Raw genomic sequence first — 17628 nt, forward strand, 5'->3', positions numbered from 1 at the left:
AACTGTAAGGTTTCGGCCGGGCACCTTCGGTCAGTTCGACCGAAGGTGCCCGGCCACTGAGTTCAGTCGGTGAGTTGCTTTCGTAGTTCCCGTTTCAGCACCTTCCCGGCGGCCGACACCGGGATCTGGTCGACGAAGTGGACCGCCCGCAGTCGTTTGTACGGCAGCACGCGAGCGCCGACGGCCTCCAAGAGCTGCTCGGCGGTGACGTTCTCGTCGCTGCGGACCACGAACGCGACCGGCAGCTCGCCGACCTCGGTGTCCGGCTTGCCGACCACGGCCGCCGCGGAGACACCGGGCAGGGTGATCAGCAGCTCTTCCAGTTCACGCGGGAAGACGTTGTAGCCCTTGTACAGCAGCATGTCCTTCTTGCGGTCCACAATGGATAGATAGCCGTCCTCGTCGAGGAGGCCGATGTCGCCGGTGTGCAGCCAGCCGTCGACGAGCGCGGCAGAGGTTTCCTCGGGGCGGTTGCGATAGCCGACCATCACCTGCGGGCCGCGCAGGCACACCTCGCCGCTTTCCCCGGCGGGCAAAGGATCTTCGCCGCCTTCGGCCGAGACGATCTTGATCTCGGTGTCGGGGAGCGGCAGGCCGACCGAACCGACCTTCCGCACGGCGGACCGGTAGGACGGCGCGATGACGGCGCCCATGGTGACCTCGGTGAGGCCGTAACCCTCGATGATGAGTACGCCGGGGAAGCGGTTCTGCAGGGCGCGGATCATCGCGTGGTTCATCGGTGCCGCGCCGGAGCCGATGGTCAGCACCGAGGACAGGTCGGCTGTGTGAAACTCGGGGCAGGAAAGCAGCGCTGCGAACAGCGCGGGCGCCCCGCCGATGGTGGTGACCCGCAGCAGTTCGGCGTCGGCCACGTACGCGGCCGGGTCGAAGCGGTCGTGCAGGACGATGGTGGCGCCGTCGAGCAGCGGGACGTTGAGCGCGGCGATGGTGCCCATCGCGTGGAACCACGGCGTCAGGTTGAGGGCGATCCCGGTGCCGATCCGGGACGGCCATTCGTCCGGCTCCCCGAACTGCTCGACGATCACCTCGCCCGAGGCGTCGACGGCGGGGACCGCGCCCAGCCGGTAGCAGGAACTCTGCAGGCTGTTGACCACGACGTTCCGATGCGGCAGGCAGACACCTTTCGAGCGGCCGGTGGTGCCGCCGGTGTACGCCAGGTGGGCGAGATCGCGGTAGATGTCGATCTCGACGTCCGGCCGCTCGTCGGGGTGACCGGAGTAGAACTCCGTGAACTCGATCTCTCCCTCGGCGAGCCCGTCCGGCGGGTGGACGACGATGCTCAGCCGGACCGACGTCCGATCACGCACCGAAGCCAGCACGCGCGCGACCGGGCCGACGGTGACAGCGGCGACCGCTCCGGCGTCGGCCAGCTGGAAGGCGAGGTCGTCCGGCGGGAGCAGGGGATTCGCCGGGCTGAAGGTGGCCCCCGCGAGCAGCGTCCCGTAGTACGCGATCGGGTACGCCAGGCAGTTCGGCAGGTGGAGCGCCACGACGTCGCCCCGGCCGATGCCCTCGGCGCGCAGGGCGTTCGCGAACCGGCAGGCCGCGCTGTACGTCTCGGCGAAGGTGAGGCGCTGGTCTCCGTGGGCGAAGGCCGTGCGGGAGCCCCAGCGAGCAGCGGCGCCTGCCAGCACCGAGCCGACCGGGACCTCGGGATAGTCGAGCGACCGGGGGACCTGGGTGAGCTGCATCACCCGAACGTACGGACTTTGCGGCCAAGGACACAAGGCTCGCGATGTCGCTCAATGTGAACGAGCGCTAACATCGGACAAACTCCCAAGCGCGGTTAGAAGAGGTGACGAAGGTGTCTGACGGTCCGGGTCTGTACCAGCTTGCCGAGGAGCACGAGGAGCTGCGGGCCGCGGTGCGTGCCCTCGCGGAGAAGGAGATCGAGCCGTACGCGGCCGAGGTCGATGAGGACGAGCGCTACCCGATCGAGGCGTACAACGCGCTGGTCAAGTCGGGTTTCAACGCCGTCCACATCGAGGAGGCCTACGACGGCCAGGGCGCGGACGCCATCGCCGCCTGCATCGTGATCGAAGAGGTCGCGCGTGTCGACGCGTCGGCGTCGCTGATCCCGGCGGTGAACAAGCTGGGCACGGTGCCGATCATCCTTTCGGCGTCGGAAGACCTCAAGAAGCTCGTGCTGCCGTCGATCGCCTCGGGCGAGACCTCGGCGTCCTACGCGCTTTCGGAGCGCGAAGCCGGCTCGGACACCGCCTCGATGCGCACCCGCGCGAAGCTCGACGGCGACCACTGGGTGCTGAACGGCACCAAGTGCTGGATCACCAACGCGGGTGAATCGTCCTGGTACACCGTGATGGCGGTGACCGACCCCAACGCCGAGAAGAAGGCCAACGGCATCTCCGCGTTCGTCGTGCACAAGGACGACCCCGGCTTCACCGTCGGCTCGAAGGAGCGGAAGCTCGGCATCAAGGGCTCGCCGACCCGCGAGATCCACTTCGAGAACTGCACCATCCCGGCCGACCGCATCATCGGCGAGCCCGGCACCGGCCTGAAGACCGCGCTGCGCACCCTCGACCACACTCGCCCGACCATCGGCGCGCAGGCGCTGGGCATCGCGCAGGGCGCGCTCGACGCGTCCATCGCGTACGTCAAGGAGCGCAAGCAGTTCGGCAAGTCGATCTCGGAGTTCCAGGGTGTCCAGTTCATGCTGGCCGACATGGGCATCAAGATCGAGGCCGCCCGGAACCTCGTCTACGCCTCCGCCGCGGCGACCGAACGCGGCGACAAGCGCGGCGGCTACATGGCCGCGGCCGCGAAGGCGTACGCGTCGGACATCGCGATGTCGGTCACGACGGACGCGGTGCAGCTCTTCGGCGGCGCGGGCTACACGCGCGACTTCCCGGTGGAGCGCATGATGCGCGACGCGAAGATCACGCAGATCTACGAAGGCACCAACCAGATCCAGCGCATGGTCATGGCGCGCGCCCTGCTCAAGGGCTGATTTGATCTTGACCCGGTAGTTCGGGCGGCCCTGGCTGCTCATGATCAGGCCGCCTCCAGGCCGTCATGGGCACCAGGCCGCCCGGCTGCTGTGGCAGTTCCTTCGAACGGCATGGCTCAAGATTCAAGCTTGTCGGTTGTCGGACCGGTAGCGGTTGCCGCTAGATCCTCGTGTGCTTGCTCCAAAACGTTCAGCTCAACCTTCCTTCGTTTCGAAGGAACCAACTCGCCGAGGGCATCACGGTACTGAACTCGAATGTAGGATATTTGGGAAGCGGAGATAACAACTTTCTCCCAGCGTAGGCCTATGTCGTCAGCGTCGTCCGTACTCGCGGCTGTCGACTTGACTCTCTTCATGCTCGTTCCGTAGAGCAGTATGTCTCGCTCCTCTGACTTCTCGTTCAATGTCCATGACTCGACATAGCCAAAAAAGCCTGTCCCGTCCTGTAGCTGCACATGTGCCCAGGCGTTGCTGTCTCGTGGTCGATCGGATCGAAGCGCTTCTTGCCAGGGGTTTCCGTTCGACAACGAGGCTGTCTCGCGCTTTATGGCCGATACTGCCTGAGCGACGATCAACGCTAATGCGCAGGCCGTCGCTGTCGTGAAGATAAGGTTGCCGGTAATCCTGGTGATGTGTTCCTGTGTGTACGATCCACCGGTTCTTAGCCACTCGCTCAGATTTATTGAGAGACCGGGAAAGACTGTCCAGACAGCTGCCTGTATGGTCGCTGCGCCGAGGATTAAGCTGAAGCTGGCCAGAGCTACGCGTGATGCTTCCCTAAAAGTTGAGCATGGTGCATGAAGTCGCTTGCGTTCGCGGGTTAGTTCAAACACGAGGCCGGGTGCTACTAGGCCAAGGAATGCGAATAGGGCGCCTAATGTCTGTGGGATCATCGTGCTGTACTAGTTAGTCGACGTCGCCACCCTTCACTGGAGGTGTGCTCTTGTTCTTGTCCATCTGGCCGCGATCTTGTGGCTTTCCTCCGGTCTTGCTGATCGGCTGCTTCGGGCTTTGCGACTTCTTGCCAGCGTTGTCCTTGTTCATTTGTTTCCTCCTTGGCGCCAATGTCGGTATAAGGCTGTGGCACGTAGTCGCGCGAGGTGATGTTGGTGTTACGCCAACCGGCCGTGCGGCGCCATCTCCGGTAGTAGCTCTTGTAGAGCGTTAGGCGGCTATGCCGCGTCCGCTGCTGCGGTCGCTTGCCCGAACACCGCGTCGATCGCCTGACGAGCCCGCTCGTGGCTCGACGGGACGAGGTGCGTGTACGTCCGCAGGGTGAACCCGGCATCGGAGTGGCCGAGGTACTCGGCGAGTTCCTTGATCGACACGGCGCGAGACAGCAGCGTCGAGGCGAAGAAGTGCCGCAGCGCGTGCATGCCGTCCGCCCGGCCACGGTAGGTGATCTCCGCCGTCCTGAACGCGCCCTGCCAGACCACCTTGGTGAACAGGTCTCCGGTGTAGAGCCGCCCGTCTTCTCCTGTCATCAGGAGCCGGACCGTCACGGGTTCGCCGTCCGGCTTCCGCCAGGGCAGCGTGACCGCGACGGACGGGAACCGGTCCTGATGGTCGTCGATCTCGGCGAGCATGGCGGGGGAGAGCGGCACAGTTCGCGTCTTGCCACCCTTCGGTGGGGCGAACATCATCACGCCCTTGACGGTCTTGATCTGCCGCTGAACGTGGACGGTCATCGCGTCCCGGTCGATGTCGTCCGGGGAGTACCCGAGGATTTCCCCTTGCCGCAGGCCCAGCCCAGAGCCCAGCGGGACAGCGATTCGGAACCGCTCGGCGAGCCCTTTCCGCACCTTGTGCACTCGCTCCTCCGGCCACACGACGACCTGCGGGCTTTCACCGACCGGCCGTCGAACCGTCTTGGCATGACAGGGGTTCTCTCGAATCAGCCTGTCGTCGACCGCTGAGTCCAGCACTCCAGCCACGATGGTGAACAGGACTACCTGGTAGTTCGAGGACAGCCCCCGTTCGTCCATATCGCCCACCCAGTCACGAATGGTGGACGGCTTGATCTGGCCGAACTTCAAGTGTCCGAAGGTGGGATAGATCTGACTTTCCAGTCGGCTACGCAGAATCTCACGCGTGGCCGGATCGGGTGAGGTGGCCTTGAGCCAGTTCTCACCCTGCTTCCGGAAGACCTTCGACGACGCCCGCGGATCGATGTACTTGTCTTCACGCTTGTCCGACTCCACACCGATGAGGAAGTCTTCAGCGCGCTTCTTTTGCTTGTCTGGAAAGGCTTTCGAGCGTTCCTCGTTGTCGGGGTCGAGGTAGCGGACCTTGTACCGCATGCCGATGCCGTACAGGTCGGTCTTTTCGAGCACGGGCTTGCCCCGCCCGTTGAGGATGACCTTTCCGGTCTCCTTGTCACGGGCGGGGCGGTACCAGCGATCTTGAATGTGTCCCATCAGGCCGCCGCCTCGTCTGTGCTCCAAGCGCGGACCTTGGCCGGGTCGTACCGGAGGTGACGGCCGATCTTGCGGACCGGCGGACCTTCGCCGAGCCACTTCCACTGGTAGAGCGTCTTGACCGGCACGCCGAGGTAGGCCGAGACGTCCTCTACCGACCAAAGCCGGTCAACACTGCTTACGTTGTCCATCTCGCCTCCTCAGGCCGCTAGCGGAGTTGCCGAAAGATCCGGTGGACTCTGCGCGGCTAGTAGTGCTTTGTCGTACTCGGCTTTCCAGGTGATGCGTTCGGAGATGGCGTGCATGACCAGGTGGTCCCGAGGAGGCACGGAGGGGTCGCCGGAGTCGACCTTGCGCCAGATCAGCCGAGCCGGGTCCGGTGCTGGTTTCTCGATCCCGACTGCCGCCAGCGCTTCCAGGACGAATGCTTTCCGATCGGCCTTGTGGTCCACGAGGGTCTTCCCGGACCACTTGCGCGACACCAGCACGCGACGCCCCGGCAGGCCGAGGGTGGTCCGCCGGTGGGCTCGTCCCTTGCAGTGCCCTGGCGTGGTCTTTCCGTTGGCGCCCTTGGGGTTGATGCCGTAGAGCAGCCACACCGCGCACCGAGGCGAGCAGGGCGTCACCGACAGCTCCGCGTGCAACCGGTCGTGGTGATCCCTCTGCCTGACGGTGTCGGCTTCGACCACCTCACCGGTGGACTTGGTGAGGTACTTGGTCAGGTAGCCGATGTGCCGTCCGGCCTCCTCCGAGCCGCCGAGGATGCCCTTGGAGTGCACCTGTCGTCCGAAGGTGACCACGTGCGCCGGGTCCTCCACGGCCTCTACCGCGTCGTCCCAGTCGGTCAGCGGCTCTCGCGTGTCCGGGTCGACAAACACTCTGCGGTCGCCGTCCCAGAGCGGCATTCGGTCGACGTAGACGACCTGGTCATGGTTGGGCCACCAGACCTGGTGATAGGTCGCTTCGGTGACTTGGCGGATCACGTCGTGCGGGACCGATCCCCGAATCGCCGCGTGCAGGTGCGGAGCCGCCCGCCGCTGCGGTTCTACGGTCGCGAAGTACTGCGCGTCCCAGCCCACGACCCGCCGGAGGTTCTGCCACCACCGGTCGACGAGCGCGGAGAAGTGGACCGCGTCCCGAGCGGCCCGCCGGTAGTCATAGGTCGACGGGCCGACCGGTGCGCCATCAGAGCGGACCGGGCCGTAGGTGTCGCAGGTGAGCGTGACGAACATCGACGGCCGGAACCGCCCCGCGTACTCACGGCCGACCGTGGTCTTGGTGACCTTGCGTCGAGGCAGGTTCGGCGCCTCCTGCCGCCGCTTGGTCGAGCGCTTCACTGCCTTCTTCGTGGGCAGGTCGATGGAGGGTAGGCGGCCGCGCATGCCGAGTTGCCGAAGTTCTTCGTCGACACTCTGGATCTCCTCTCGCAGTTCGTCGGCCTCCGTCTGGTCCGTCTGTTGCCGGTAAGCGGCGACGAGGTCAGCCCGGAATGCCAGCAGGTCCGTTTGGGTCTCGGAGGGCGGCTCGGAGGTGAAGTCGGGTTCGGTCTCCATGTGCCAGCCCTCGCGGCACTGGACCTGTCGCAGCGCCTTCGCTTTCCGAGCACACGGGAGACACACCGATTCGACCGTCGAGCCGCAGGGAACGGGGACGTAGCGGAGTTCTCCGGTGTCGGTGTCGCCGACCTCCATCGTGAACGGCCGGACACAGACGCCGTGCTTCTCAGCGGTCGCTTTCACTACGTCGGAGGCGAGGGGTTCCCGCATCCGAACGGCCCGGGTTTTGGCCGGCATGGTCACCGCGGATTCGTGGGTGCTCATCAGGCGGCCATCTCCCCAGGGGCGTTCCACTGCCGCAGGACGAACACCGGCATGTCCTGCCGCATCCCCGCAGGCAGATCAGGGAAAGTCGCTTCGTCGAACCAGACACCGCCGTAGACCACCACCGGGATGCCGCACGGAGTCCTGCCGCTCAGTTCCAGGTGCACCGACCCGCCGCCCGCAGGACGCCACAGGGACGCCGTCACGTCGTCGAGCGAGGCAGCCCAGGTGAGCAGCCCACGGGCGACGTCCTCCAGGCGGTCGGAGTCGAGTTGCACCGTGATCGGATCAGGACCCACCCCGACCCGCACCGAGGCGGCCGGGGGAAGGGCGAACGAGTCGAGGTGGTCGCGGATCGCGTCGAGGAAGACCATCAGCCGGTTCATGCCGCCCTCCCTTCGGAGAGTCCAACCACGTGAGTGCCACAGTTGGTCACGTAGGTCTCCAGGGCCTTGATCTCCTCATCGGCGACCCATCCAGCCCGGACGCGCAGGGGTTCGCGGACGCCTTCGCCCCAGACGTAGCCGACACCGGCTTCGGAATCACCGATCCGGTTCGCCCACGCGCCTCGTTCGTATGCGCCGTCGCCGAGGACCATCCCGACATGGGTCTTGGAGGTCACCCGCAGGCACACGCGGCGCGGGAACAGTTCTCGAACCGGGACGGTGTCCTTCGTGGGTTCCTGGACGTAGCCGCGCACCGTGATGCCCAAGGCCCGCCCCTGCGTCGTGAGAAGCGCGACCTTCTCGACGATCGCGTCACGGGTCTTGCGGTCGGTGTACTTGGTCAGCGCACCGATCTCGTCGAACTCCAGCACCTCAAGCGGATGCTCGACGCTGATCGGGATCATGCGCACGCGTCCGGCGAACTCATGCTTGCGGGCTTCCATTTCCTCAAGCAGGCCGTCGAGGAGTTCGAGCGCCTGCTTACCGGTCACCGCATACCGGGCGAAGATCCCGCGCCCGTAGGCGAGTTCCATCCCCTTCGGGTCGATACCGGACACCCGGACCACACCGGACCGAATCGCGGGTGCGGCCGACACCAGCGGGCACCACATCACCGAGTTCTTGCCCGATCCGGTCGCGCCAGCGGTCAGGCAATGCGCGCCCGAGCCGACCAGCGGAACCCGCCAGTCCGAGCCGTACTCCGTGGTCCCGGACCACACATGCCGCAGTTCCACGCCGAGCCCATCGGGCGAGACCAGGTCGGGAACAGGCAGGGAGGTCACCGCGGATTTGAGTAGGTCACGGCGCTGGAAGTCGATGGAGACCACGTTGGGCTCCAGCTCCCGCACCTGGCAGCGCTTGACCTTGCGCGCCACGGCGAGTACCCGCGCGGCCTCGTCGAAGTCCTCGGGCTTTTGCCCCGGAACGAGCTGGACCCGCACCTCATCCCACGACGGTCCCGATCGGACCTTGAGGACCTTCGGCACCTGAACAGCCCGTGATGCCGAGGCAGCTTTGCGGGAGAGCAAACGTCGGCGGCCGACCAGGTTCACCGTCACTTCCACCGGTAGCGTCTCGTCTCGGATGCTCAGCCCGCAGGCGTGCAGCCAGGCCGGGAGCTTGCGCGCGTAGACCGCCCAGCGCATCCACCAGGAGCGCAGGAAGCGGCCGCAGTGGTGGTCATAGGACACCACGTCGATCAGCCGCCACGACGCCAGCACGGCGACGACCGAGCCTGTCACGATCGCCAGGGACAGCCACCCGAGGTACTGCCACCACGCCATGATTCCCACGACGGTGAGGCTGGTCCGCCAGCGCGTGATGACTTGCTTTCCCAGCCACAGCAACGATTTCAGCAGCCACCAGAGGGCGATGAACACCAGTGCGGCCGCCGCCAGGACTTCCAAAATCGAGGCGAGAGCACGACCGATCTTGTGCAGCAGCCACACCACCACGCCGAGCACTCCACCGCCGACGAGAAGGAAACCGATCCCGTTCATCGGCGACCACCGCCGGTCAGGTCCAGCGGCAGCACTCCCCGGCAGGGAGCACATTCCGTCTCACCGGGGAGCAGCTTGGCGAACCGCTTGCAGACTGTGCAGCGCGTTCGGGTGACCCCGTCTAGCGGTCGCTTGTTGCCATCGTTTAGCGTTGTCATTGTTCACTTCCAGAGGTTGTGGACAGCGCAGGAGCGGCAAGGTTGGTAGCCGGATTCCGCTTCTGCGCCTTACAAGACAAGAAAAGCGTGTGAGGACGTGTTTGTACGCCGCACGTCGCCACGTGCGTTTTTCGCTCTGTCATTCAGTTTCAGCTGGCTTGCGACTTCCCCTCTTGGATCTTCGCGGCCACCTCCTCCGCCTTGCGTTCCTCGTAGCCCACCCAGTAACGGAGTTCGTGGTGGTGCGCGCGATCCACATCGGACACCGCGCGGTACATGCGCGCGTTGGCCTGATGAAACTTCAGCCACGTCGTCAGATTCGCCCCTGGCTTCGGACGATGAGCCGAGGCGACCAGGTGCGCGTCCGCCAATGTCTGTGGCTCATTCCGGCCCGGTGTCGTCATCGCGCACCGCCTTGTGCTTGCCGAGGAACACGGCCAGTTCGTCCGCGCTGTCGCGGATTTGGCGAAGGAGCCGGATGAACTCCGGCCACGCGGCCGGGTCGGACGGCGGCAGGATCGCCAGGCTGTCCGGATCCAGGTAGATCACCAGTGCCGGGTTCGCCGAACCATTGCCCTGCATTCCCGCGACCGCTTGCGGCCCCGGCTTCCACATCGCGTTGAACGCCACGGACCTGCCCTTCCTCGCTGTAGGCGCGCATCTCCCACGACCGCGCGTTCTCCTCGAAACCTTCTGCCGCAGCCGTTACGGCCGCGAGAACCCACCACGGCAACTGGCCATGAGCGGCCAGGTCCCGCCAGGACGCCGCCACTGCCACCGAGGCGACAGCCAGGTCATGCGCCGCCAGAGCATCGGCGGCGGATGCCGTCCTGGTCGTCAGTGCGCTGTAGTGGCGGTAGGCCATCTCCCACGCCTGGACCAGGTGCGGAGGAACCACGGCCACACGGTGGCTCCCCGGCACCCCGCCCGGCATCACGCAGCCTTGGGCGTTGACTCGGCAGCGCCCGACGTCCGCGACGACTTCGACGCCCCACCCGAAGCCGCAGCCTTGAAGCCGGTCGCGCGGAACATGTAGGACTGGTACTTGAACTCGCCCTGACCAGCCACCTTCGGCTCAGCCGTCAGGCCCTCCAGTTCGATCGGCCGCATACCCGGCAGCACCTCGGACGTGGTCGGCACGGGCTGCACGTCGGCCAGCAGCGTGATCTCGAAAGACGCGCGCTTGGCCTTGACCTCGTCGGGGTCGGTCACGGTGACCTTCCACTGACGCTTGCCCGTCACCTCGTCGACCCGCTGACGCGCCGGGCGACCCGCGGCCCGGTCCTCTCGCGACTGGTACTCGTTGTCCGGCGAGACCTCACCGACCATGACCAAGCCCTGGCCGAAAGCGTCGTCGAAATCGATGGGGAACCGGAAACCCTTGTAGATAGCCATTTTTGCTCCTAGGTGCGTGTGATCAGTCTTTTTTGCGCGTGACGGCGTCGTCGGTAGCGTCGGACCATTGGTCGTGGAAGGAGGAGGAATGCGAGCGCGTGCGGTGCTGGGTTTCGCACCACTCGCTGAACTCGCTGGCAGCGGTCGCGAGACTCTGCGCGAACCGTGCGGTGTCCATCAGGCCGCCGATACGGGCGGGCACCTGGACGATGAAGGAGGTCTCTTCGCTTCCGGCGACGAGCTGACGAACGCCAGGAGAGGGTGAAACCACCGCCGCGCCGTAGCCGACGAGGGGCTGAATCACCACGTGAATGCCCATGTGTGCTCTCCCGATGTCTCGGTCTCGGCGAGCCCGGTCGGGCGCGCTGGACACAGGAGACACCCAGTGAGGAGCCTCACCCCGGACAAACTGTCCGGGTAGGGACTAGCGGGGGAGCGGAACGGCCTCGTTCACCGCGGAAAGCACCGCTGACCAGGGCAGTTCTCGGCCCGGAGCGCTCCGCGGTTCGTGCAGCGGCCACACGTCGTCCCCGTACACGAGCCGCACGCCAGCTCGCCGCAACGCGTCGATGTGGGTTTCCCAGGACGGGTGACGAGCGTGCGCGGCGTTCACGCGCGGGAAGACGATGACTGGCAGGTTCAGGGTTCCGATGGCCTCGTTGACCTGCGTCAGGGCTTGATTGTCGGCGATGCCCATCGCGAGTTTGGCGACCATGTTCGCCGAGGCGGGCGCGACCAGGTAGCAGTCCGGGGCCGGATGCGGGCTGGTTTCGGCCGGCGAGCGCGGCTCGACCCGGACCGGGAACCCGGTGGCCTCCTCGATCTCGGCGCGACCGCCGTTCTCGTCCAGCCAGCGCCCCGCCGTCGGGGTCAACGTCACCGCGACCGTCCAGCCATCCTCTTGGAGAGGCCGGATCACGCGCGGTAGAAGGTCCTCAACACCACCAGCACCCGAGCCGACCAGGCCCAGAACACGCGACGCCACCCGACCTACCTCACCGCGCCGCAGCGCTCAGCCAACGCCAACAAGGGCGAGGACTTCTTACCAGCCGTCGCCGGGGCACGGCGATACATCGACCGCACGACCTCCCGCACGGCTGTGCTGTGCCGGACGATCCCCGGAGCCTTCTGCTCCGCCGTCAGCAGCGCCGACAACGCCTCATCATCCTTCGCGACCAGGCTCAACGCCCGCGCGAAGTCGATCAGATGCGTGACCTGCCGTTCCACCGGCAGGTGGTCCACGCTGATCCTCGGAGCCGACTCGATCACCTGCGAAATGTCGCCCAGATCCAGGGCCGCCGACAGCCGGTGAAGCTCGACGTTGGCCGGGCCGAACCCGGTCTGCCAGTGGTTGGCGTCCACGCCGAGCTGATCAGCCGCCCGTCCCGCGTGAGACAGCAGCTCGTTGGCCGTCGACCGGTCCTGTTGCCGAGCAGCGGCGACGGCCGTCCGCAGGTAGAGCATGCCGTAGAGACTCAGCGCGGACGGGTCACCGTCGCGCATCCTCGGGACCAGCCACTTCGCGGCCACGTCGCCCAGCTCAAGCGCGTCATCGAACCGGCCAACCGCCAGCAGCGCATGCGTGCCCGACCGGGCAGCCGAGGCCAGCACCAGCGGATCATCCGCTTCGTCGGCCGCCTGCATGGCGCGTTCCGCCGCGATCCACGCCAAGTCAGCCTCACCGATCTTGCTCAGCGTCGTCGCTGCCAGGTGGTGAACGCGGGCCGACACCGCCGCACAGGCCCGCCGGTAGGCCGCATCATCGGCCGAGGCGGACTCCATGCCCTGGCTGGTCTTGATCAGGCCCGGCAGCGCGGCCACGACACGGCCGAGGTCGCCCTTCTGATAGCTGGACCAGGCACCTTCCACCAGTTGAGCCACCGGGGCCGGGTCGATGTACTCCGGCGACATGGCCGAGGAGAACAGGGTGCGGGACAGGCGCCTCGGTGCCATCAGGGCGTCACGGATGGCCGGGACGTCGTCGTTCTTGTCCTCGTCCTCCATGAGCACCGGTTCGCCGAGGAGGTCTCCCAGCGTCACACGCAGGCCCCGCGCCACGTCGGCGAGTACATCCAGGCGCCGGATCTCGCGTTCACCGCGCTCGATCTTGCTCAGCCAGTCCTCAGTACGACCCACCAAGTCAGCAAGGACCGCCTGCGACAGACCACGCCGCCGCCGGTAGAAGGCAATACGCTCCCCGATGCTGAGCTGATCACCCGCACCACGCATGCCTTCAGGCTAACAGTGTTGGCCAACCGTTGCGCCCGCGTTTCCAGCGACAGCCATTTCATGCCTCGCTAGTCGCTATTCTTGACTAGTGGTTCGACCTCCAAAAGATGGGTCCAAGCTGCCTCAATGTGAGCCTCGGTGAACAAGCGACCTTTGCGTGATGTCCATTCTTGTATCGCGCGCCAAGCTGTTTGAGGATCGTTTGCGCCCATCTGTGTCTTAGTCCAATGAGTGCTCGCAAGAAGCTCGATAGCGTATGGACCTTCGAACCCGCGGATAATTTCCATTACGGGCTCAACAATTTGGCCGTGGACATCCTTCTCGCTAGCGAAGCGGCGAAGGTACTCCTCCGCTTCGCTAATTCCTTCCTTGGTTGGGCTTATGGGGTCAAGGTTCTGGACCGGCGCTGTACCATCGCCTAGACCGCTAGTAAAAGTGCCCTCCATGCCCTGGACGAGATGGCGAACTTGCTCGCTATATGGCCCGTAGAATCCGCGATCGAAACGCAGGCGAAGCTGCGGCATTACAAGATGGGCAAAATACATCAATTTTTGGATTTCGAGGTGGGAGGCACCCGAAAAGTCCTCCCAGGGTTCAACTTCAAGCCTTACGTGCGTATACCTTCTGATTAGTTCGATAAGGGTTGCTCTTCCCCAGGTCATCTTTACTGGATCTGGCGCGAGGTTTCGGGCGGCATTGGATGGCGTAAACAGTACAACTTTAGTATCAGGTAAAGCTGACAGTTTCTCGTAGATAAGAGGCTCTACCTCTTCCCAGGGGAGCCCGCCATTTCCTGCTCCGAGAGGGGGGATGGCGATAGATTGGATACCGCGGTCCTTGATTACCTTGATTAGGTCGTTAAGTCCTTCGCTGATATCTCTCAGTTTGGACCGTGACTTCCAGTGATCTTTCGTGGGGAAGTTGACTATAAAGCGAGGGCCGGTGATCGAATGAAGTTCAACCACGTACATTTTCCCAAGTTGAACTTCATGCACCTTGCACGCTTTAGCGTAACTCTCGAAGTTGTCGGGGTATCGACGCTTGAACTGAAGGGCAATTCCTTTGCCCATCACGCCGACGCAATTAACCGTGTTGACTAATGCGTCCACGTCGGAAGCAAGGAGGTCGCCTGTTCCATTGACAATCATTTGTAGTCCCTTAGTTGTAGTAGAAGCTTGGCAGCACGTGATACTCCCGCACGCCACCGACAGAAGTGAGTCGGTCGCGAGCCTTGTCCAGCGTGACCTGCGTCTTAGCTACGACATGGGTGATCATCTCAAGAGGGACTGTGTCGAGTACCAGGACCTCGGCCGCTCGCCTGCTGGGCCGGTTTTGGTCATCGGGAGTCTTGCCCCACCACTTCTGGCAAAGTAAGTCGTAGTCAACAAGTTGTCCGATGTTGTCCACCTTCCGACTGAATTCTACGATAGTGCAGGCTGCATTGGAGTCACTCGCGCACCATGTTACTCCCGAGTCTTCAATTGCGCCAATCGAAAGGCCTAGAAATACGAGATCGGTGTCGCCTCCGCTGTAGTTATCGTGGCCTCGGGTAACGGTGAATAGCATGGGTGACCTGGCGGCAATATAGAACGGAACGTGATCCGCTACTGACTTCCTTGCTGGATATTGGTCGTCCGGCGCGACCATCAAGTGGCGTCGCCGCTCTTTGACGCCATGAAGTGCGACGCTTACGGCGGGTAGCTTTCTCTCCGGGCAGAGAAGGTGGCCTTCCTTGACTATTGGTTCCAGGTTTTCAAGGTGAGTGAAGTGCCATACCAGCCAGTCGCGAGGCTGCTCGCGCTGAGGCCCGGCAGAGCTTGCCGAAGCGAAGCCTGAGTCGGGAAAGTACTTCATACAGTGACCGCCTGTCCGAGGAAGGAGAGATGCGATTCTAAGGCGTGCTCCTCGGTCGGGTCGATTGGTCCGGTATGGGTTGCTGATCTGATGTGCACATAGTTCTGGTCGAGGCTGGGCTTCAAGCCTGCCGAACTTGGCTCTATGGGATCAAGGCGCCGCCGTCGGCGGCGCGCACGTCACCACCCGTACGGCGGGCTCCGCCCCATGCGACACGGACGGCCTGCCGCTCCGCTCCGGCCGCCGGTCGCGGCGAGCCCGCCGAAGAGCAGCACCGTGCAGCGCGCCGCCGCCGACGGAGACCCACGGAGCACTCCGGCTAGATCTCCCGACTCGCCCAGCCGACGCGCAGTGGTCACCAGGAGGTCCCTCGCTTCTCAGCGTCTAACACCGGCCCGCCCGCATCAAGGCGGGAAAGCGTGCCTTGACGCGACCGACCCGGCGCTAGGGATGGCGGGGGCGAGGGAAGCGGGGAGAAGAGGCACGGGCAGGTCGGGCGCTGAAAATCCGTCGAGGGCCAGCGGGCATTGCGCCATACTTCGGACAGTCCCCTTCAACAGGCGCGCGGGGCGCCCGAGGCGAAAGCCGAACCGGCGAGGGTAAGCAGCGATATGGGGGATTTCGCATGCGTGGTGCACGACCGGCACCTGCGAGTCCCTGCCGGACCCGTAATCGTCGGCAGCCATGCCAAAGTCCCGACGTGAGCCAGGCCGTCTACAGGCCGTCAGACGTCGGGTAGGGCCAAGATCCACCGAGAACTGTCGAGAGACGTTTCAGCAGCTCAGAGGCCGTTTTCAGGCAAGATCGCCAGGAGGGCCGAAACCGGCCGAGAGATCACGCAGATCTACGAAGGCACCAACCAGATCCAGCGCATGGTCATGGCGCGCGCCCTGCTCAAGGGCTGATTTCTGCGGAAGTACATGAAGGCCCCCTTCCTTGCGCCTGGCGCAAGGAAGGGGGCCTTCATGTACTCAGGGCCTGCGCAAGTAGGTGACGAAGTGCGGGCCGCTGTCGCGTGATCGGACGGCGAAGACGCGTGGCTGGATGGCGAACTCGCGTGATTGGGCGGCGAACACGTGTGATTGGGCGCGGAACACGTCGGTGGCCGGATTCGCCGCGTGTCGTCCGTCTGATCACGTGAGTTCGCCGTTCAATCACGTGAGTTCGGTCCCCAATCACGTGAGTTCGCCTTCCGAACACGCGGAACCGCCGCTTGGCGGCGGGATGGGGCTGCAGGCAGGTGACCAAAAGCGCGTGTGAGGTCGGGCCTCGGTGAGATGCTTCACGGAAGTACGGCGATCATGGACGCGCGGTGTCACTCTCGAAGGATGTTCTGGTTCGCTCCGGTGTCGTGGACACCGCACGACGAGGCCGAGCTGATCGCCGGCTGGCGGTTGTGGCTCGAACTCGGGGATCGCATGTGGCCGTCCGCCGCGTGGGACGGGACGGCGGCCGACGTCGTCAGGCCGCTGCGTGAGCTGGTCGCGGCGTGTGACGAGATCGAGACGGGTTATCGCGACGCCGTCGACGAGCCGTCGGAGGAGTTCATCCGGATCGTCCAGTTCCTCGTGTGGACCGTCAGCACGGTGATCGAGCTGTGGGCCGACGACGAGGTCCCGCTCGACGCGGAGCGCATCGCGTTGCTGCACGCGGATCTTGCCGGGTTCGCCGAGCAGGCCGAGCGGGTCCTCGAACTGCTCGCCGTCAGTGGGGGCTGGACGGGCCTCGCCGGGGAGCGTCGACGGACGGATCGTTGAGCGAATCCGGTTTGTCGACCCACGCGAACCGCGAGCCCGCGAGATGGTCGTCCAGGGGACGGTCCAAGGAGAGCAGGGTCACCGGGGTGCCGAACGGGTCTTCGCCGGGAGCGATCTCGTAGCCGACCTCGATCACCGACTCTTCCTTCTCCTCGGATTCGACTTCGTGCCTGGTGTTGCCGTCGTCGATCGACCACGTGCCGTTGACGGTGCGATGGAATTTCAGGGCGAGTCCGCCGGGGGTGAACGCCGCCCACGTGTAGCGCGACACCGTGAACTCGGTGCTCCAGCTCGACCAGTAGAGCCATCCGGAGCCGTCGCCGCGGAACGCCAGTTCGGCGGACTCGACATCGCTCGGGAACAGCTTGCGGTCCGACCAGAGGCCGATCAGACGTTCATCCATCACATAGGAGATTGTGCCCGCCGCACGCTCGGTACAAACGGCGCCGTACGGGGGAATGACGCCCGCGACCTTCCACAGAGGACATGCCGCGGTTCCTGTCGGGTACCTGTCGATCACGCTCCGGAGGTGACATCGGAGGCGCCCGGTGCCTTACCGTGATCCCGGTAAGTTGAATATTCACCGACCAGAAAGCTGAGACCCGATGTTCGCTCGTTTCAAGGATGTCGCCCTCCTGCTGGGCCGGATCGGTGTCGGTGTGGTCTTCCTCGCACACGGCCTGCAGAAGTGGGAAAACGGGATCGACGGCACCGCGAAGTTCTTCGAGCAGACCGGAATCCCGCTGCCGACGCTCGCGGCGATCTTCGCGATCGCGGTGGAGATCGTCGGATCGATCTTGTTCATCGCCGGTTTCCTGACACCGCTGGTCGGCCTCGGCTTCGTCGTGGTCTCCGTCGGCGCGCTGCTCTCGGTGCACGTCGACAACGGGCTGACCGGACAGGGCGGTTACGAACTCGTCCTCGTCCTGGCGGTGGCAGGGCTCGCGCTCGGCTTCAACGCCGGCAAACTGTCGCTGGACCACGTGCTCTTCGGACGCAAGCGTGAGGCGAAGCAGCTTCAGGACGCCTGACGGAATGGGCCGTTTCCTTCGGGAACGGCCCAT

21 protein-coding genes are annotated in these 17628 nt (G+C 64.8%); 3 read left to right on the top strand and 18 right to left on the bottom strand.

Going from position 1 to position 17628, the window contains the following annotated elements:
- Positions 1-62: 62 nt before the first annotated feature.
- On the bottom strand, positions 63-1712 hold the full coding sequence (locus tag AMYAL_RS0122890) for a class I adenylate-forming enzyme family protein (protein WP_020633597.1): 1650 nt from the start codon (positions 1710-1712) through the stop codon (positions 63-65).
- Positions 1713-1816: 104 nt separating this feature from the next.
- Between AMYAL_RS0122890 and AMYAL_RS0122895 the strand changes: the two genes are divergently transcribed.
- The gene (locus AMYAL_RS0122895) at positions 1817-2989 is read left to right on the top strand and encodes an acyl-CoA dehydrogenase family protein (protein ID WP_020633598.1); all 1173 of its coding nucleotides are present in this window, start codon (positions 1817-1819) and stop codon (positions 2987-2989) included.
- A gap of 116 nt (positions 2990-3105) precedes the next feature.
- On the opposite strand, the gene AMYAL_RS49285 is transcribed toward AMYAL_RS0122895, so the two are convergent.
- The 16 genes from AMYAL_RS49285 to AMYAL_RS49295 form a co-directional block, all read right to left on the bottom strand.
- Positions 3106-3882 (bottom strand): DUF6338 family protein, encoded by a 777-nt coding sequence (locus AMYAL_RS49285; protein WP_039794082.1) that lies wholly within the window; start codon positions 3880-3882, stop codon positions 3106-3108.
- Between the two features lie 13 nt (positions 3883-3895).
- Positions 3896-4033: a hypothetical protein gene (locus tag AMYAL_RS49290; RefSeq protein WP_020633599.1), complete on the bottom strand. Its 138-nt coding sequence runs from the start codon at positions 4031-4033 to the stop codon at positions 3896-3898.
- Between the two features lie 128 nt (positions 4034-4161).
- Positions 4162-5406, bottom strand: a complete 1245-nt coding sequence (locus AMYAL_RS0122905) for a tyrosine-type recombinase/integrase (protein ID WP_020633600.1) — start codon at positions 5404-5406, stop codon at positions 4162-4164.
- A complete protein-coding gene (locus tag AMYAL_RS0122910; RefSeq protein WP_020633601.1) occupies positions 5406-5597 on the bottom strand; it encodes a helix-turn-helix transcriptional regulator in 192 nt (63 codons plus the stop codon). Before AMYAL_RS0122910 ends, AMYAL_RS0122905 begins: the two co-directional genes overlap by 1 nt.
- Before the next feature lie 9 nt (positions 5598-5606).
- The gene (locus AMYAL_RS0122915; RefSeq protein WP_020633602.1) at positions 5607-7226 is read right to left on the bottom strand and encodes a replication initiator; all 1620 of its coding nucleotides are present in this window, start codon (positions 7224-7226) and stop codon (positions 5607-5609) included.
- Positions 7226-7612: a hypothetical protein gene (locus AMYAL_RS0122920; protein ID WP_020633603.1), complete on the bottom strand. Its 387-nt coding sequence runs from the start codon at positions 7610-7612 to the stop codon at positions 7226-7228. Before AMYAL_RS0122920 ends, AMYAL_RS0122915 begins: the two co-directional genes overlap by 1 nt.
- Complete coding sequence (locus AMYAL_RS0122925) at positions 7609-9171, bottom strand: FtsK/SpoIIIE domain-containing protein (protein WP_020633604.1); 1563 nt, start codon at positions 9169-9171, stop codon at positions 7609-7611. The genes AMYAL_RS0122920 and AMYAL_RS0122925 overlap by 4 nt, the downstream gene beginning before the upstream one ends.
- Before the next feature lie 307 nt (positions 9172-9478).
- Positions 9479-9733, bottom strand: a complete 255-nt coding sequence (locus tag AMYAL_RS0122930; protein WP_037319352.1) for an AMED_5909 family protein — start codon at positions 9731-9733, stop codon at positions 9479-9481.
- Entirely contained in the window at positions 9711-9959 is a 249-nt protein-coding gene (locus AMYAL_RS0122935; protein WP_020633606.1) for a hypothetical protein, read from the bottom strand. The genes AMYAL_RS0122930 and AMYAL_RS0122935 overlap by 23 nt, the downstream gene beginning before the upstream one ends.
- 303 nt (positions 9960-10262) lie before the next feature.
- Positions 10263-10724 carry a hypothetical protein gene (locus AMYAL_RS0122940; protein ID WP_020633607.1) on the bottom strand — a complete coding sequence of 154 codons (462 nt, stop codon included), beginning with the start codon at positions 10722-10724 and terminating at the stop codon, positions 10263-10265.
- Positions 10725-10746: 22 nt separating this feature from the next.
- Positions 10747-11043 carry a hypothetical protein gene (locus tag AMYAL_RS0122945; protein ID WP_020633608.1) on the bottom strand — a complete coding sequence of 99 codons (297 nt, stop codon included), beginning with the start codon at positions 11041-11043 and terminating at the stop codon, positions 10747-10749.
- Positions 11044-11148: 105 nt separating this feature from the next.
- Positions 11149-11709: a flavoprotein gene (locus AMYAL_RS0122950; protein WP_026467357.1), complete on the bottom strand. Its 561-nt coding sequence runs from the start codon at positions 11707-11709 to the stop codon at positions 11149-11151.
- Positions 11710-11714: 5 nt separating this feature from the next.
- Positions 11715-12953 (bottom strand): helix-turn-helix domain-containing protein, encoded by a 1239-nt coding sequence (locus AMYAL_RS0122955; RefSeq protein ID WP_026467358.1) that lies wholly within the window; start codon positions 12951-12953, stop codon positions 11715-11717.
- Between the two features lie 68 nt (positions 12954-13021).
- A complete protein-coding gene (darG, locus tag AMYAL_RS48505; protein WP_084702143.1) occupies positions 13022-14101 on the bottom strand; it encodes a type II toxin-antitoxin system antitoxin DNA ADP-ribosyl glycohydrolase DarG in 1080 nt (359 codons plus the stop codon).
- Between the two features lie 10 nt (positions 14102-14111).
- Complete coding sequence (locus AMYAL_RS0122965) at positions 14112-14807, bottom strand: DUF4433 domain-containing protein (RefSeq protein ID WP_026467359.1); 696 nt, start codon at positions 14805-14807, stop codon at positions 14112-14114.
- Between the two features lie 179 nt (positions 14808-14986).
- The gene (locus AMYAL_RS49295; RefSeq protein ID WP_143267908.1) at positions 14987-15166 is read right to left on the bottom strand and encodes a hypothetical protein; all 180 of its coding nucleotides are present in this window, start codon (positions 15164-15166) and stop codon (positions 14987-14989) included.
- 969 nt (positions 15167-16135) lie between these two features.
- Here AMYAL_RS49295 and AMYAL_RS0122970 point away from each other — a divergent pair.
- Positions 16136-16564 (top strand): hypothetical protein, encoded by a 429-nt coding sequence (locus tag AMYAL_RS0122970; protein ID WP_020633613.1) that lies wholly within the window; start codon positions 16136-16138, stop codon positions 16562-16564.
- On the opposite strand, the gene AMYAL_RS0122975 is transcribed toward AMYAL_RS0122970, so the two are convergent.
- Positions 16512-16967, bottom strand: coding sequence for a hypothetical protein (locus AMYAL_RS0122975; protein WP_020633614.1), 456 nt, complete (start codon positions 16965-16967; stop codon positions 16512-16514). The genes AMYAL_RS0122970 and AMYAL_RS0122975 overlap by 53 nt on opposite strands.
- Positions 16968-17169: 202 nt before the next feature.
- On the opposite strand from AMYAL_RS0122975, the gene AMYAL_RS0122980 reads away from it, so the two are divergent.
- Complete coding sequence (locus AMYAL_RS0122980; protein ID WP_020633615.1) at positions 17170-17595, top strand: DoxX family protein; 426 nt, start codon at positions 17170-17172, stop codon at positions 17593-17595.
- The last annotated feature ends 33 nt before the right edge of the window (positions 17596-17628 follow it).

Source organism: Amycolatopsis alba DSM 44262, from assembly GCF_000384215.1.
Classification (GTDB): domain Bacteria; phylum Actinomycetota; class Actinomycetes; order Mycobacteriales; family Pseudonocardiaceae; genus Amycolatopsis; species Amycolatopsis alba.